Origin of the sequence: Paraburkholderia rhizosphaerae, from assembly GCF_004366595.1 — a bacterium.
Taxonomy (GTDB): Bacteria; Pseudomonadota; Gammaproteobacteria; order Burkholderiales; family Burkholderiaceae; genus Paraburkholderia; species Paraburkholderia rhizosphaerae.
In genome coordinates this window covers 48,599-62,422 of sequence record NZ_SORE01000010.1, presented here as the reverse complement: position 1 = coordinate 62,422, position 13,824 = coordinate 48,599, and the positions used below count along the sequence as shown (strand labels likewise).

At 62.7% G+C, this 13,824-nt stretch carries 15 protein-coding genes; 3 read left to right on the top strand and 12 right to left on the bottom strand.

Going from position 1 to position 13,824, the window contains the following annotated elements:
• Positions 1-51: 51 nt before the first annotated feature.
• A complete protein-coding gene (locus BX592_RS14740) occupies positions 52-240 on the bottom strand; it encodes a hypothetical protein (protein ID WP_134192560.1) in 189 nt (62 codons plus the stop codon).
• A 12-nt stretch (positions 241-252) separates the two neighbouring features.
• Here BX592_RS14740 and BX592_RS14735 point away from each other — a divergent pair, with 12 nt between their 5' ends.
• Entirely contained in the window at positions 253-651 is a 399-nt protein-coding gene (locus tag BX592_RS14735; protein ID WP_134192558.1) for a lysozyme inhibitor LprI family protein, read from the top strand.
• Positions 652-793: 142 nt separating this feature from the next.
• On the opposite strand, the gene BX592_RS14730 is transcribed toward BX592_RS14735, so the two are convergent.
• From BX592_RS14730 to BX592_RS14680, 11 genes are all read right to left on the bottom strand, one after another.
• Positions 794-1,813: an aldo/keto reductase gene (locus tag BX592_RS14730; RefSeq protein WP_134192557.1), complete on the bottom strand. Its 1,020-nt coding sequence runs from the start codon at positions 1,811-1,813 to the stop codon at positions 794-796.
• 139 nt (positions 1,814-1,952) lie between these two features.
• Positions 1,953-2,696, bottom strand: coding sequence for an SDR family oxidoreductase (locus BX592_RS14725; RefSeq protein WP_134192555.1), 744 nt, complete (start codon positions 2,694-2,696; stop codon positions 1,953-1,955).
• 339 nt (positions 2,697-3,035) lie between these two features.
• Positions 3,036-3,866, bottom strand: coding sequence for an anti-sigma factor family protein (locus BX592_RS14720; RefSeq protein WP_134192553.1), 831 nt, complete (start codon positions 3,864-3,866; stop codon positions 3,036-3,038).
• Positions 3,863-4,381, bottom strand: coding sequence for an RNA polymerase sigma factor (locus BX592_RS14715; protein ID WP_134192551.1), 519 nt, complete (start codon positions 4,379-4,381; stop codon positions 3,863-3,865). Before BX592_RS14715 ends, BX592_RS14720 begins: the two co-directional genes overlap by 4 nt.
• Before the next feature lie 186 nt (positions 4,382-4,567).
• Complete coding sequence (locus BX592_RS14710; RefSeq protein WP_134192550.1) at positions 4,568-5,314, bottom strand: anti-sigma factor family protein; 747 nt, start codon at positions 5,312-5,314, stop codon at positions 4,568-4,570.
• Positions 5,315-5,492: 178 nt separating this feature from the next.
• Positions 5,493-6,293 carry an ABC transporter substrate-binding protein gene (locus tag BX592_RS14705; protein WP_134192548.1) on the bottom strand — a complete coding sequence of 267 codons (801 nt, stop codon included), beginning with the start codon at positions 6,291-6,293 and terminating at the stop codon, positions 5,493-5,495.
• A 131-nt stretch (positions 6,294-6,424) separates the two neighbouring features.
• A complete protein-coding gene (locus BX592_RS14700; protein ID WP_134192546.1) occupies positions 6,425-7,279 on the bottom strand; it encodes a carbon-nitrogen hydrolase family protein in 855 nt (284 codons plus the stop codon).
• Positions 7,280-7,294: 15 nt separating this feature from the next.
• Positions 7,295-8,449, bottom strand: a complete 1,155-nt coding sequence (locus BX592_RS14695; protein WP_134192544.1) for a pyridoxal phosphate-dependent aminotransferase — start codon at positions 8,447-8,449, stop codon at positions 7,295-7,297.
• A 326-nt stretch (positions 8,450-8,775) separates the two neighbouring features.
• Positions 8,776-10,173 (bottom strand): ATP-dependent RNA helicase DbpA, encoded by a 1,398-nt coding sequence (dbpA, locus tag BX592_RS14690; RefSeq protein WP_134192542.1) that lies wholly within the window; start codon positions 10,171-10,173, stop codon positions 8,776-8,778.
• Between the two features lie 20 nt (positions 10,174-10,193).
• Entirely contained in the window at positions 10,194-10,382 is a 189-nt protein-coding gene (locus BX592_RS14685; protein WP_134192540.1) for a hypothetical protein, read from the bottom strand.
• An 82-nt stretch (positions 10,383-10,464) separates the two neighbouring features.
• Complete coding sequence (locus tag BX592_RS14680) at positions 10,465-11,517, bottom strand: helix-turn-helix domain-containing protein (RefSeq protein ID WP_134192538.1); 1,053 nt, start codon at positions 11,515-11,517, stop codon at positions 10,465-10,467.
• Between the two features lie 319 nt (positions 11,518-11,836).
• Here BX592_RS14680 and adh point away from each other — a divergent pair, with 319 nt between their 5' ends.
• On the top strand, positions 11,837-13,357 hold the full coding sequence (gene adh, locus BX592_RS14675; protein ID WP_134192536.1) for an aldehyde dehydrogenase: 1,521 nt from the start codon (positions 11,837-11,839) through the stop codon (positions 13,355-13,357).
• Positions 13,358-13,419: 62 nt separating this feature from the next.
• Complete coding sequence (locus BX592_RS14670) at positions 13,420-13,803, top strand: DUF779 domain-containing protein (protein WP_134192534.1); 384 nt, start codon at positions 13,420-13,422, stop codon at positions 13,801-13,803.
• Positions 13,804-13,824: the final 21 nt, after the last annotated feature.

The window sequence follows — 13,824 nt, the reverse complement described above, 5'->3', positions numbered from 1 at the left end:
CGTCTCATTCCCGAAATATCGGAAATTTCCGAATCGACGGCATGTCTCGAATCACTCAACGGTGTGGAAATGCGCCAGCGTCGCTCTGCAATGGAACGCACGCGCACACGCGCTGCCACGTCGAAGCAGCACACGCTGCGCTGTGTCGCGCAGCGGAGTTTCAATTGCGTTTGAGATCACGCTGCGCTGTTGTAAAAGCAGGTAACGTTCATCCGCAGTGATTTCCGCAATGAACAGCAAAGGACTCCAACGATGCGCGCTTTAATTGCTTGTGCAGTGACGACGGCCCTGTTTGCGTCGCATTCGGTGCTCGCCGCCCAACCCGACTGCGCAAACGCAACCGACCAGGCCACGATGACTCAATGCGCGAACAGCAGCCTGAAGGCGTCGGACGCGAAACTCAACCAGACCTTCCACGCATTGCAGGCGAAGGTCAGCAAGCCGGGCAAAGACAAACTGCAAAAAGCTCAACGCGCGTGGATTACATGGCGCGACGCGCAGTGCGACTTCAACACGTTGGGCTCAAGCGGCGGCAGCATCCACACGTTGGCCCAGGCGTCGTGTCTCGACGACCTCACGCAAGCGCAAACGAAACTGCTCAGTAGCCAGTTGAATTGCGACGAAGGCGATACGACGTGCGGCCATCAATAAACAGGCCGATGGAACCTGGCGGAGATTAATGCGGCTGCGCGCAGCCGCAGCAGCGTGCGGCAGCGACTGCGCTCGCCAATCCGAAGTTCGGGCCGGCCCACGTTGCGCCGGCCCCAGGCGGCCTCACCGACCTGAAAACGCCTCAACCCTGCTTATCAATCGGCAACGGCGCATTCTGCGCCACCAGCTTCTCGCGCCGCATCTCGCGCCAGAAATCCGCCGGAACAACTTCCGCCACCGCCGCCTGATCTTCCGCGAGCCGCTCCGGCTTGCTCGCCCCCGGAATCACCGCGGCGACCACCGGATTAGCGAGCGCAAACTGCACCGCAGCCGCCTTCACGCTGACACCATGACGCTGCGCGATCGCCTTGATGCGGTCGACCTTCGCGATAATCTCCGGCGACGCCTTCTGATATTCAAAGTGCGCGCCTCCCGCGAGAATGCCCGAGCTATACGGCCCGCCAACCACGATTTCCACATTGCGCGCCGCCGCTGCCGGCATCAAACGCTGCAACGCACGCTCGTGATCGAGCAGCGTATAACGCCCCGCCAGCAGAAACCCATCCGGGTCGCTCAGATCGAGCGCCAGCTCGCAAGCCTCGACGCGGTTCACGCCAATGCCCCACGCCTTGATCACTCCTTCGTCGCGCAGCTTCGACAACGTGCGAAACGCACCCTTGCGCGCGATTTCGAAAACCGACAGCCATTCGTCGCCGTAAAAATCCTGCGCCACATCGTGCACATAGACGATCTCGATGTGGTCCGTCTTCAGCCGCTTCAGGCTGTCTTCGATCGAACGCATCGTGCCATCGGCCGTGTAATCGTTGACGATCTTGTTCGGACGCCCATGCGCGAACACGCCGCCCTTCTCGCCGAGATCGCGCGCGCTCACGTCTTCGACTTCGTCGAGAATCACGCGGCCGACCTTCGAGCTCAGCACATACTCGCTGCGCTTGTGCTTCGCGAGAATATCGCCGAGCCGGATTTCGGCGAGGCCCGCGCCATAAAACGGCGCGGTATCGAAGTACCGGATACCGTGCTGCCACGCCGCCTCGACCGTTGCCGCGGCTTCCTCTTCAGGAATCGCGCGGAACATGTTCCCCAGCGGCGCCGTACCAAAACCCAGCTTCGTGCCGGCCGGCAGTTTGTCCTTGATACTCATGGCTTGCTCCAATCAGTGTTGTCAGTGAGTGACACGCAGTGTAGGGCGATGAGTTAAGCCCGTCCAAGACTGAATCCGACATAAATCAGTCGCTTAAGGTCTGATGCAGGACGTCCACCGGCCGATCGGCCAACGTGAACTACACCAGCATATGACCGCCATCGACAACAATCACCTGTCCGGTGCTATATCCCTGCTGCATCAGATACAGGTAAGCGTTCGCAACCTCGCTCGCTTCACCGACCCGTTGCACCGGCAACTTGTTCCCGACCACTTCGTAGAGCCCATTGCGATCCTCTTCGGTCATGTTGCTCCACAGGTTCGTGCGCACCACGCCCGGCTTCACCGCATTGACGCGCAGCGGCGCCAGTTCGACTGCAAGCGCGCGCGTCAGCGACTCCATCGCGCCGAGCAGGCTCGACGGAATCGTCCAGGTCGGCATCGGCCGCGACGACGCGACGCCGCTCGTCAGCGTAATCGATCCGCCCGGACGCAGGTGCGGCGCAGCGTGTTTGACCGCGGTCACCGCGCCCCAGTAGCGTACATCGAACGCCTTGCGCGCTTCAGCAATGCTGAGCTCGGCGAGCGTCTGCAAAAACAGCGACTCGCCTGCGGTATAGACGAAATGATCGAACGCGCCCACGCGCTCGAAGAACGCGCTCACGCGGGCTTCGTCGGTGAAGTCGACGGCTTCGCCGCGCGTGCCCTTCGGCAATTGCTCGAGCGCGTCCTGCACGCGTTGCAGGCTGCTCGACGCGATCGTCACTTCGGCGCCGGCGCGGGCCGCCGCGCTCGCAACCGCGAGGCCGATGCCCGACGTGCCGCCGGCAACGACGACACGGCTATTTTGCAATGAGAGTTCAGAGAACTGAGTGGTTTCCATGGGCAATCCGTAAGCGTGTTCGGGGATTCTGGTTAATTGAATAAAGCGGAACGCGAGCGAGTGTACCGTGAGAATATTTTCTTTTTCTGGCAATAATATTTTCCCGATTCGCGAATCGCCCCATTATTCTATTCAGCCGACAGTTTCTTTTTAAACGGCATTCGGCAGCGCGGAGCCCGGAACAAAAAGGCACGGTTGCCGCTGAGCGCCGGAGCCGGAGCCGGCGCCGGCGCTGCATTATCATCGCGGAACTTTGCGAAGTCCTTCGATAAAGACAAAAGGCCGGATTCCAGAACATCACCCGGAATCCGGCCTTTCAGCGCTAAAGCGAATCGATATTCAACCCGCAGTCGATCCAGTCAATTGCGCATATACGTCATGCGCAAGCTGCAGCATCACATTGCGGTCCATGCCACCGGACACCGCATAGCCATAATTGCCGTCGACCCAGTAAAACACATTGACCGGTCCATCCTGATACAGACGGAACGCCGTCGTGTTCGCGCTGGTGTTCCGATGCGAGATCACGAGCGTCAGCCGCTCGCCCTCCGCGTTGCGGTACATGAACTGCGCCATCGGCCCATCCTTGCCGGGCAGCATCCGGCCGCCGTCAAGCATGAAGCCGCTCTTCGTCAGCATCGGCGGATGCACGTCGGTGCCGAGCTTGTTGGCGAGCAACTGAACGAACTCTTCTTCGTGACCTTTGCCCAGCTCCGGCGGCCGCGTCACGGCCGCCATGTACACGACATGCGCAAACGCCGCCTTGCGCGCGAACATTTCCGTGCTGTCCGCGCTGACCGGCCGCGTGTCCGACGACGACGCGCCGATCCAGGTGCCGCCAGGCACGCTCTTGCCCATATTCGTGCCGACGCCGATGCCAATGCCCAGCACCAGCGCCGCCGCCATGCCCGCGAACTGCGGCCAGTTCATTGCTTCACGCCAGTTGCGCGTCTTGCGCGGGCGCAAACGCGCCGGCACCGGCTCGCTGAGCACGCGGTCGTAGCGATCGTGGAACATGCTGTTGAGCGAGAAGTAGTCGCTCACCTTCGTCGCGAGCGCCGGATTCTGTTCGAGCGCGCGCTCCACCTGCTCGCGGCGCTCTTCGGACAGCGCACCGTCCACGTACGCGTGGAGATCCTCTTCGCTGATCGGGGATTGTTGTTCGCTCATCGCACCACCTGTAGTTTCGCGCCGGGTTGCGCACCCGCCATCAATGCCCTGAGCCGCTCGCGACCGCGCGACAGACGCGACATCACGGTGCCGACCGGAATGTCCAGCGCAAGCGCGACCTCCGTATAACTCATTTCCTCCAGGCCCACCAGCAGCACGACTTCACGCTGGTCCGCCGGCAATCGTTGCAGTGCATAGTCGAGGTCGCGCACTTCGAGCGATTGCATCTGGTTCGCCGACACCGCGAACTCGCTTTCAAAGACGCTTTCGTCGTCGACCGACACATGCACCGCCCGTGTCGACGCCTTGCGAACCTGATTGATAAACACGTTGTGCATGATCGTGAAGAGCCATGCACGAAGATCGCTACCCACCTTGAACTTCTCGGTACGCGACAGCGCCCGTTCGAGCGTGTCCTGCACGAGGTCGTCCGATAAGTCGCGGTTGTTGACCAGCGCACGTGCGTAGCGGCGCAGCCGCGGCACGTGTTCCATCAGTTCATCACGGATGTCCATTCTCTATACCCGTCAGGTATCGCGGGGCCGCGCACCATCCCGGCGCACGACGGTATCTAACACTGCGAACAATACTGCCGCGATTTTATTCCGCCACGATGTAACTTTCGTAAATGTCGCCGGGCGCGGGCTGTGCCGGGGCTGCCACCGTCGCGAGCGCGACGGCATGCGCCGCGCTGCGTGGGTTCAATGGAAGGTCGCCGCGTCGGCCGCTTTCATCAGGCCATGCGCGTCGGCGCGCCCGGCCAGTACGTAGCGCGTGCCGTTGTCGGTCCATGTGAGCAGCCGCAATTCGCCGACGCGGTGGCCCATCCAGTGCGGCCGTTCAATGACAAACGGCGCGCCGGTCGTCAGCAGGACGATGGGCTGGCCGTCCGCATTCCGGTAATCGAATTCCTGTGCATCCGAGATCAGGCCCAGCCGCAGGGTTTTCACCGACACCAGCTTCCAGCCCAACTGCGCGAACTCGGTCGAAAACGGATCGCGGCTCGCGGGAACCGGCGTGGCAGCCATTTGTGTCGGCGCACCGGCCCACTGCGCGTAGCTCATCACCGCGGTGGCATTGAACTGATGATCGGAGACGAAGGCGGTAGCGGCCCAACCGGCTAGTGCGAGCACCAGCAACGCAATGCGCTGCGCGACGGACCCCGACAGCGCGTGCCACGCCCGCTGCGCGTGCGCCCGCCAGCCGTGCGACAGGCTGCGCCGGATAAGTGTCGAATCACCCGGGGCGGAAGAACCCTGGGGGATGAACGAGCGCTGCATCTGCCCGTTCAACCGGCGATAGAATGCGATCCGGCTCGCTTCACCCGGCATCGAGCCAAGGTAGCGCTGCACCCGGGCCGAGCGCTCGGGCGACAGCGACCCATCGGCAAACGCCTGGATGTCCGCTTCGGTGAGCGGCGGGTCGATGGTGGAATCACTGTGCGCCATTTTGTCTACAGGGGAAAAGTGCGTCTTACCCCCGCAAACAGCGTTGCGCCCCGCTTTATTCCCAATCCTGACAATGCATGCGTGCCGTTTTTTCGATTTGCGAAAGATGGCAAATGGCGCACGTTGCATCCGCCGGGGCAGAGCGGCTCGCCTGCCCCGGCGCGCGCCGCGGCGTAACCTACTTCGCGGACACGTCGATATTGCCGAAGTATTTCCGCGCGAGCGACTTCACCGTACCGTCCGCCTGCACCTTCGCGATCGCCGTGTTCAGCTGGTCGCGCAATGCGGTGTCGCCTTTACGGATACCGAACGCGATGCCGGTGCCGAGAATCTTGTCGTCGCGAACCGGCTGGCCGACGAACGCGAACTCTTTGCCCTCGTGCCGCGACAGGAAACCGCTCTGGCCGGCCGGCGCCAGCACGAGTGTCCCGTCGAGGCGCCCCGAACCGAGGTCCGCGTAGACCTGGTTCTGATCCTGATACGGCACGATCGTGACACCGGCGTTTTCCCAGTGCGCCTTCGCGTAAGTCTCCTGGATCGACGCCTGCAGCACGCCGACGCGCTTGCCTTTCAGCGATTCGGGCGTCGGCAGCAGGCCGCTGTCCTTGCGCGCGATCAGCTGCGTCGGCACGCGGTAGATCACGCTGGTGAAGTCGATCGCCTCGCGGCGCTTGTCGGTCGCGTTCATCGCCGAATTGATCGCGTCGAACTTGCGGCCCTGCAGCGCCGGAATCAGACCGTCAAACGACGTCTCGACATAGCTGCATTTGAGTTTCGCGGCCTTGCAGACCGCATCGCCGATGTCGATATCGAAGCCCTGCAGTTCGCCGTTCGCGCCCTTCGATTCAAACGGCGGATATTGCGCTTCGAGGCCGTAGCGCAGTGTGGTCGCGTCGGCGGCCTGCGCGGAAAGCGGCGCGAACGCCGCAAGCGATGCCCATGCGCACGCGAACATCAATCCATTCCTGAGCAGCTTCATTTCGATCTCCTTCCCTATTGGTATGACTTTGTCTGAACGGGCATCTGTCGATGGATCGCCCGTGGTCCCGCGACCTGCTCAGTGCTACCTGTTTGCGTTGGCGCGGCCCGCGGTCGCGGCGACCGCGCGGATCACAGCGGCGTGAGCGTTGACGGGGTCGCGATGCGGCGGTGCTCGAGCACCGGCAAGCGGCCGCGCGCTTCGTCGAGCCGTGCCGGGTCGAGCGTCGCGATCGCGATACCCGGACCGTCGTCGTGACGTGCGAGCACTTCACCCCAAGGCCCGACGATCATACTGTGGCCAAAAGTCCGCCAACCATTCGAATGCGTGCCGCACTGTCCGGCAGCGAGCACAAACGCCTGGTTTTCGACTGCGCGGGCGCGTAGCAACAGTTCCCAATGCGCGAGACCGGTGGTGTGCGTAAACGCGGCCGGCACGGCGATCACATCGGCCGCCGGTCCCACGCGATAGAGTTCGGGAAAACGCAGGTCGTAGCAGACCGACAGACGCAGCGTGCCGAACGGACCCTGTGCGGTACCGACGCTATCGCCGCCGACCATCGTGTCGCCTTCCGCATGTTGTTCGGCTCCCTGATTAAAGCTGAACAAGTGAATCTTGTCGTAACGTGCGGTGCACTGGCCGTTCGGGTCGAATAGCAGCGACGTGTTGTACGCGTGCGTGCCGGCCTGCGGGCCTTGCGACGGCCTGATCGGCACCGTGCCGCCGATCAGCCATGCGCCGGTGTCGCGCGCGAGGGTGGCCAACGCGTGCTGGATCGGGCCATCGCCGAACGGTTCGGCCAGCGCGACCCGTTTTTTCTCGTCGTCGCCGATCCAGCAGAAGTATTCAGGCAGACTGATCAGCGTCGCGCCCGCGCGAGCCGCTTCGAGCACCCAGCGGCGTGCCTCGGCGAGATTCTGCGTGACGTCCGGCGTGCTGCTCATCTGCACGGCCGCGGCCAATAGCGGTTGCTGCATCTGGCTCATCGCGTGGTCCCCTTGTCAGATCGCGCTCAGGCGGCGCGCGCCTTCGAGCAGCGTCGCGTCGTCCTTCGAGAAGCTCAGGCGGATCACGCCTGAATCGGTGCCATCCGTGTAGAACGCGGACAGTGGAATGGTCGCGACTTGCGCATCGCGAATCAGCCGCAGCACGAAATCGCTGTCGCTTTCGTCCGAGAAATCGCGAAAGCGCGCGAGCATAAAGAAGCTGCCTTCGGTCGGCAGCAGCTCGAAACGTGACTCGCGTAGCGCATGCGCGAGCAGGTCGCGCTTCTTCTCGTAGAACGCGGACAGGCTGAGATAACTGGCGGGCTGCGCAAGCGCGGCGGCAAACGCGACCTGCATCGGCGTGTCGGCGGAAAACACCATGAACTGATGCACCTTGCGGATTTCGTCCATCAGCGCCGCGGGCGCGACGCAATAGCCGACGCGCCAGCCCGTCACGTGATACGACTTGCCGAACGACGACACGATCACGCTGCGCTCCGCCAGTTCCTGATGGCACGCCATGCTGTGATGCTTCGCGCCGTCGAACACGACGTGCTCATACACCTCGTCCGACAGGATCACGATGTCTGTGTTGCGGGTAACCGCCTTCAACCGCTCGATGTCGTGTTCGCTGAAGACAGTCGCGGTCGGATTGTGCGGCGTGTTGACGATGATCATCCGCGTCTTCGGCGTGATCGCCGCGGATACCTCGTCCCAGTTCACGCGGAACGCGGGCAGCGACAGCTTGATCGGCACCGGTTTCGCGCCTTGCAGGCGGACAATCGGCGCGTAGCTATCGAACGACGGTTCAAAGTAGATCACTTCATCGCCGGGATGCACGAGTGCGCTGATTGTCGAGTACAGGCCTTCGCTCGCGCTCGCGATCACGGTGACTTCCGACGAAGCGTCGTACCGCGCGCCGTAGAGCGTCTCGATCTTGTGCGCGAGCGCTTCGCGCAATGCGCAGATACCGGCCATCGGCGCGTACTGGTTGTGGCCGTCGCGCATCGCCTGCGCGACGTCTTCGATCAACGTCGCGTCCGGCATGAAGTTCGGCGCGCCCTGCGACAGGTTCAGCGCGTTGTGCTGGGCGGCCAGCTGGCCGATCACGGTGAAGATGGTTGTGCCGACATCGGGCAGCTTCGAGCGGGTCTGCATCGCGCTCTGCATGGAGGTCCTCCGGTTCGCGGCGGGCGGTCGGCGATGGCCGCGATGAGCACGAAAAGCACGCGGTTCCGCCCGGATTCAGCGATTAGGCATCAAGCCGCGGGCGGCGACAATCGAAAGTTTGTCATGCGGCGCATGCGTTTTTGTCATGCGGTTGATGATTTGCGGGGTTGACGCTCGCGGCGGACCGGGTTCGACGGAGCGCGTTGAGCGCGGAGGTGGACCGACGTACGGGAAATCCCGGGGGTATGAGCGGGAGTGATGCGGCCGCACGGTTGCGCTGTCGTCGCGGCGCGCGTCCGCTTATTCGTCCCGCTTATTCGTCCCGCTTATTCGTCCATCAACCGGACTTTGACCTTCTTGCCCTTCACCTTGCCGGCGTTCAGTTTGCGCAGCGCGTCGCGCGCGACGCCGCGCTCGACCGCGACATACGTCGAAAACTCGGTCACGTTGATCTTGCCGATCTGCGCGCCATCGAAGCCGGCATCGCCGGTCAATGCGCCAAGCACGTCGCCGGGACGAATCTTGTCCTTGCGGCCGCCGAGAATCTGCAACGTTTCCATCGGCGGCAGCAGACGCGCGTCGCCGGTTGGCTTGAGTTCCGCGAGCGGCCGCCATTCGACGTCGCGCCCCTGCGCCTGTTCGATGCCGCCGACGCGGCCCATTTCGTCCATGCTCGCGAGGCTGAGCGCCCAGCCGTCCTGATCCGCACGGCCGGTGCGGCCGATCCGGTGCACGTGCACTTCCGGATCGGGGGTGACGTCGACGTTGATCACCGCCTCGAGCTGCGCGATATCGAGCCCGCGCGCGGCAACATCGGTTGCAACGAGCACCGAGCAGCTGCGGTTTGCAAACTGGATCAGCACCTGATCGCGTTCTCGCTGATCGAGCTCGCCATGCAACGCGAGCGCATGAAAGCCCTGCGCGCGCAGCACGTCGAGCAGATCGCGGCACTGCTGCTTCGTGTTGCAGAACGCGAGCGTGCTGACCGGCCGGTAATGATCGAGCAGCATGCCGACCGCGTGCAGCCGCTCGTCTTCGGTGACTTCGTAGAAGCGCTGGCGGATCTTGCTGTCGTCGTGGCGCTCTTCGAGCGTCACCTGCTTCGGGTTGCGCAGAAACTGCTGGCTCAGCTTCGCGATGCCATCGGGGAACGTCGCGGAAAACAGCAGCGTCAGACGCTCCTTCGGGCATTGGCGCGCGACGGTCGCGATATCGTCGAAGAAGCCCATGTCGAGCATGCGGTCCGCTTCGTCGAGCACGAGCGTATTGAGCGCCTGCAATGCGAGGCTGCCGCGTTCGAGATGGTCCATGATGCGCCCGGGCGTGCCGACGACAACATGCGCACCATGCTCGAGGCTCGCGGTTTGCGGACGCATCGGCGTGCCGCCGCATAGCGTCAGCACCTTGATGTTTTCTTCGGCGCGCGCGAGGCGCCGGATTTCCTGCGTGACCTGGTCGGCCAGTTCGCGCGTGGGGCACAGCACCATCGCCTGCACGTCGAATTTGCGCGGGTCGAGTCTCGCGAGCAGCGGCAACGAAAACGCCGCCGTTTTGCCGCTGCCGGTCTTGGCCTGCGCGATCAGATCCTGGCCGGCGAGCGCAAGCGGCAGGCTCGCGGCCTGGATCGGCGTCATCTGCACGTAGCCGAGCTGGGTGAGGTTGGCGAGCGCGGCGGGCGAAAGCGGCAGCGTGCTGAACGAGGTGTCGGCGGCGGGGTTAGTCATGTCGGTTGGGCGAGCGCGGTTCACTGGAACGGACGGCCTTCGAGCTGCTCATAGACGACGGTGCCGTCGTCCGACTCGAATCGCTCGACGTAGTTGCGCGCGCCACACATCGGGCAGCGGAATAGCAGGCCTTGTCCTTCGTTCTTGATGACGACGTCGGATAGTTCCCACTGTGCGCCGCAGGACTGGTTTCGGCAGGTGAACGACATGGATACTCTGGGTGGGGTCGGGGTCGGGCCGGGGTCGGCCAAGGGTCGCGATGCGATCGCAACGAGCCACCATTTTAGCTGATCAGGAAAGCCCGGAACGCGTCGCTCTTAGCGTATCCGACGGCCGGATCCCAAACAACTTCCGATAGTCCGTCGCAAACTGGCTCAGATGCCAGAAGCCCCACGCAGCCGCGACATCCTGCACCGAACGCGCGCTACTGCCGCGCGACGCATCGCAAAGATCGCGTCGCGCGCCGTTCAGGCGGATCACACGCAGATAGCTGGCGGGCGCCATGCCGAGCACGTCTTCGAAGCAATACTGCAACGTGCGCCGGCTCACGTGCAGATGCTCGCAGAGTTCGGGCACGCTCACCGGACGATCGCGATTCGCAAGCACATAGTCGCGCGCGTCGCTGACGATGCCGCGACGGCGCGGCTGCCTTGAAATCGCAACGCGCTCGCTACCTGGCGAACTGGCACCGCCGCCGCATGCATCGAGCAGCAAATCGAGCACCGACGCATGCAACTGATGCCGCGCACGATGATCAAGCGCCGCGCGCTCTTCGCCAAGGATCTGCATCAGGCGTACGCCAAGCTGCGTCTTGCTTGCCGCATCGATCGGCATAACGCCGGTTGGCGGCCCGTGATCGAGCAGCGCACGGCCGGCGCGCTCGTCCAATGCTGCATGACGCCGCAACACATCGCCGCTCACGACGACACCGAAGATTTCGTAGCCGGCAGGCGTCATAAGTTCGAACTCGACGCCGCCCGGTTTCAACGCAAACGCGTCGGCATCAATCACATTGCCGTCGATCTGTCCCGTCACGCCCTCGCGGCGCACCGGAATGCCAAACCAGCAAGCATCCGATCGCACCTCGCAGATCTGGCGCAACGTCTGACTGGTCGCCTCGCGGAACACGTGCATATCGTCGACATGCAGGCCCGTCAGCTCACCGGTAAAGCGACCGGACGTCAGCTGATCGTAGGTCTGTCGCCAGCCGTACAGATTGCGCGCCTGTTCATCCGCGTCATGCGCGATGCGGGTCTGCACGCGGTAGCGCTCGTGCCGTTGCAATGACGTCGGCACGGCGCGGTCGCTATCGGCGGCTTGAAAAAAGGCGGAGTCGGTCGTCATCGAAAGGTCGCCCGAAACAGAATGTCGCGCATGAAAGCTTTCACCACTTTAGCGATTCAAAAAAGGGCTGTGGCCATCGCAGTTCGCATGTGCACCGCGCTGTTCAATTCATGAACAACCGCCGGGACGGTGCTCAGTATCGACGCGCCCGTGCGATGCACAGATCAACCATGCGAACCGCACATGCATCGACACAGTGCCGAATGCACCGACATCAAGCACCTTTCGTGATGACTGGCATGGTTCTGGCGTAATGGACGCGCGGCTAACGCGGTACCGCAGTCGACCTTAACGACCGAACCCTGTGAGGAGCAACCAGATGAATCACGCGGAGATGCAATTTCTGAGCACCGACTACCCATACAAGAAGCAGTATGCGAACTTCATTGGCGGTGCCTGGGTCAAGCCGGCGGGCGGCGAGTACTTTGACAATATCTCGCCGATCACCGGCGAAGGATTTACATCGATTCCGCGTTCACGAGAAGCCGATATCGAACTCGCGCTCGATGCCGCGCATCGCGCAAAAGCAGCGTGGGGTAAAACTTCCGCGGCGGATCGCGCGAACATCCTCAGCAAGATTGCCGACCGGATGGAAGCAAATCTGTCGCGCCTCGCCGTCGCGGAGACCATCGATAACGGCAAGCCGCTACGCGAATCGACCGCGGCCGATATTCCGCTCGCGATCGATCACTTCCGCTATTTCGCCAGCTGCATTCGCGCGCAGGAAGGCTCGATCTCGCAGATCGACGAAGACACCGTCGCGTATCACTTCCATGAGCCGCTCGGTGTGGTCGGCCAGATCATTCCGTGGAATTTCCCGATCCTGATGGCAGTGTGGAAGCTCGCACCCGCGCTCGCAGCCGGCAATTGCGTGGTGCTGAAGCCCGCCGAACAGACACCGGCGTCGATACTCGTGCTGATGGAACTGATTCAGGACTTGCTGCCGCCCGGCGTCGTGAATGTGGTGAACGGTTTCGGACTCGAAGCCGGCAAACCGCTCGCGTCGAACAAGCGCATCGCGAAGATCGCGTTCACCGGCGAGACGACGACAGGCCGCCTGATCATGCAGTACGCGAGCCAGAACATCATTCCGGTCACGCTCGAGCTTGGCGGCAAGAGCCCGAATATCTTCTTCGCCGACGTGATGGATCGCGACGACAGCTACTTCGACAAAGCGCTCGAAGGCTTCACGATGTTTGCGCTGAATCAGGGCGAAGTCTGCACGTGCCCGTCGCGTGTGCTGATCGACGAGAAGATCTACGACCGGTTTATCGAGCGCGCGCTCAAGCGCGTCGACGCGATCGCGCAAGGGCACCCGCTCGACACAAAGACGATGATCGGCGCGCAGGCGTCACAGGAACAGCTCGAGAAGATCCTGTCGTATATCGACCTCGGCAAGCAGGAAGGCGCGCAATGCCTGATCGGCGGCGAGCGCAACGCGCTCGACGGCGAGTTGAAGAAGGGCTACTACGTGAAGCCGACCGTGTTCCGCGGCAACAACACAATGCGCATCTTCCAGGAGGAGATTTTCGGGCCGGTCGTCTCCGTCACGACATTCAGGAACGAAGATGAAGCGCTGGAGATTGCGAACGACACGCTGTACGGCCTCGGCGCCGGCGTGTGGACGCGCGACGGCACACGCGCGTATCGCTTTGGCCGGCAAATTCAGGCCGGGCGCGTGTGGACGAATTGTTATCACGCGTATCCGGCGCATGCGGCATTCGGCGGCTACAAGCAATCGGGCATCGGCCGCGAGACGCACAAGATGATGCTCGATCACTATCAGCAAACCAAGAACCTGCTGGTCAGCTATAGCGATAAGCCGCTTGGCTTCTTCTAAACGCAAGTTCTCCAGTAGGGTGGGCCGCGGGCGCGGCCTGCCCTTTTTTAGAGGTGAAACGCATGGCCGTTGAACGCGTAGTCGCGACGGATGCCGCCATTTCGCTGATTCAAAAGCTGGCTGCCGAGCATGGCTCGATTCTGTTCCATCAATCGGGCGGTTGCTGCGACGGCAGTGCGCCGATGTGTTTTCCGTCGAGCGAATTTATGGTCGGCGGGTCGGATGTGAAACTCGGTGTGATTGCCGGTGTGCCGTTCTATATGAGCGAATCGCAGTTCGCGTACTGGCAGCACACGCAGTTGATCATCGATGTCGTGCCCGGCAATGGCGGGATGTTTTCGCTCGAACGGCCGACGGGTTTGCGATTCCTGACCCGTTCGCGGCTTTTTGATGATGCGCAAAGCGAATGGCTTGCCGCGCATCCGGTCGAACGCGCGGACGCCTGATTCGTCCGGCGAGCGCCTGGC

Coding starts and splice junctions, on each gene's coding strand:
- BX592_RS14725 (WP_134192555.1), bottom strand. CDS start 2,696: ATGGAAACCACTCAGTTCTCTGAACTCTCATTGCAAAATAGCCGTGTC.
- BX592_RS14735 (WP_134192558.1), top strand. CDS start 253: ATGCGCGCTTTAATTGCTTGTGCAGTGACGACGGCCCTGTTTGCGTCG.
- BX592_RS14695 (WP_134192544.1), bottom strand. CDS start 8,449: ATGCAGAGCGCGATGCAGACCCGCTCGAAGCTGCCCGATGTCGGCACA.
- adh (WP_134192536.1), top strand. CDS start 11,837: ATGAATCACGCGGAGATGCAATTTCTGAGCACCGACTACCCATACAAG.
- BX592_RS14715 (WP_134192551.1), bottom strand. CDS start 4,381: ATGGACATCCGTGATGAACTGATGGAACACGTGCCGCGGCTGCGCCGC.
- BX592_RS14710 (WP_134192550.1), bottom strand. CDS start 5,314: ATGGCGCACAGTGATTCCACCATCGACCCGCCGCTCACCGAAGCGGAC.
- BX592_RS14705 (WP_134192548.1), bottom strand. CDS start 6,293: ATGAAGCTGCTCAGGAATGGATTGATGTTCGCGTGCGCATGGGCATCG.
- BX592_RS14685 (WP_134192540.1), bottom strand. CDS start 10,382: ATGTCGTTCACCTGCCGAAACCAGTCCTGCGGCGCACAGTGGGAACTA.
- BX592_RS14700 (WP_134192546.1), bottom strand. CDS start 7,279: ATGAGCCAGATGCAGCAACCGCTATTGGCCGCGGCCGTGCAGATGAGC.
- BX592_RS14730 (WP_134192557.1), bottom strand. CDS start 1,813: ATGAGTATCAAGGACAAACTGCCGGCCGGCACGAAGCTGGGTTTTGGT.
- dbpA (WP_134192542.1), bottom strand. CDS start 10,173: ATGACTAACCCCGCCGCCGACACCTCGTTCAGCACGCTGCCGCTTTCG.
- BX592_RS14720 (WP_134192553.1), bottom strand. CDS start 3,866: ATGAGCGAACAACAATCCCCGATCAGCGAAGAGGATCTCCACGCGTAC.
- BX592_RS14670 (WP_134192534.1), top strand. CDS start 13,420: ATGGCCGTTGAACGCGTAGTCGCGACGGATGCCGCCATTTCGCTGATT.
- BX592_RS14680 (WP_134192538.1), bottom strand. CDS start 11,517: ATGACGACCGACTCCGCCTTTTTTCAAGCCGCCGATAGCGACCGCGCC.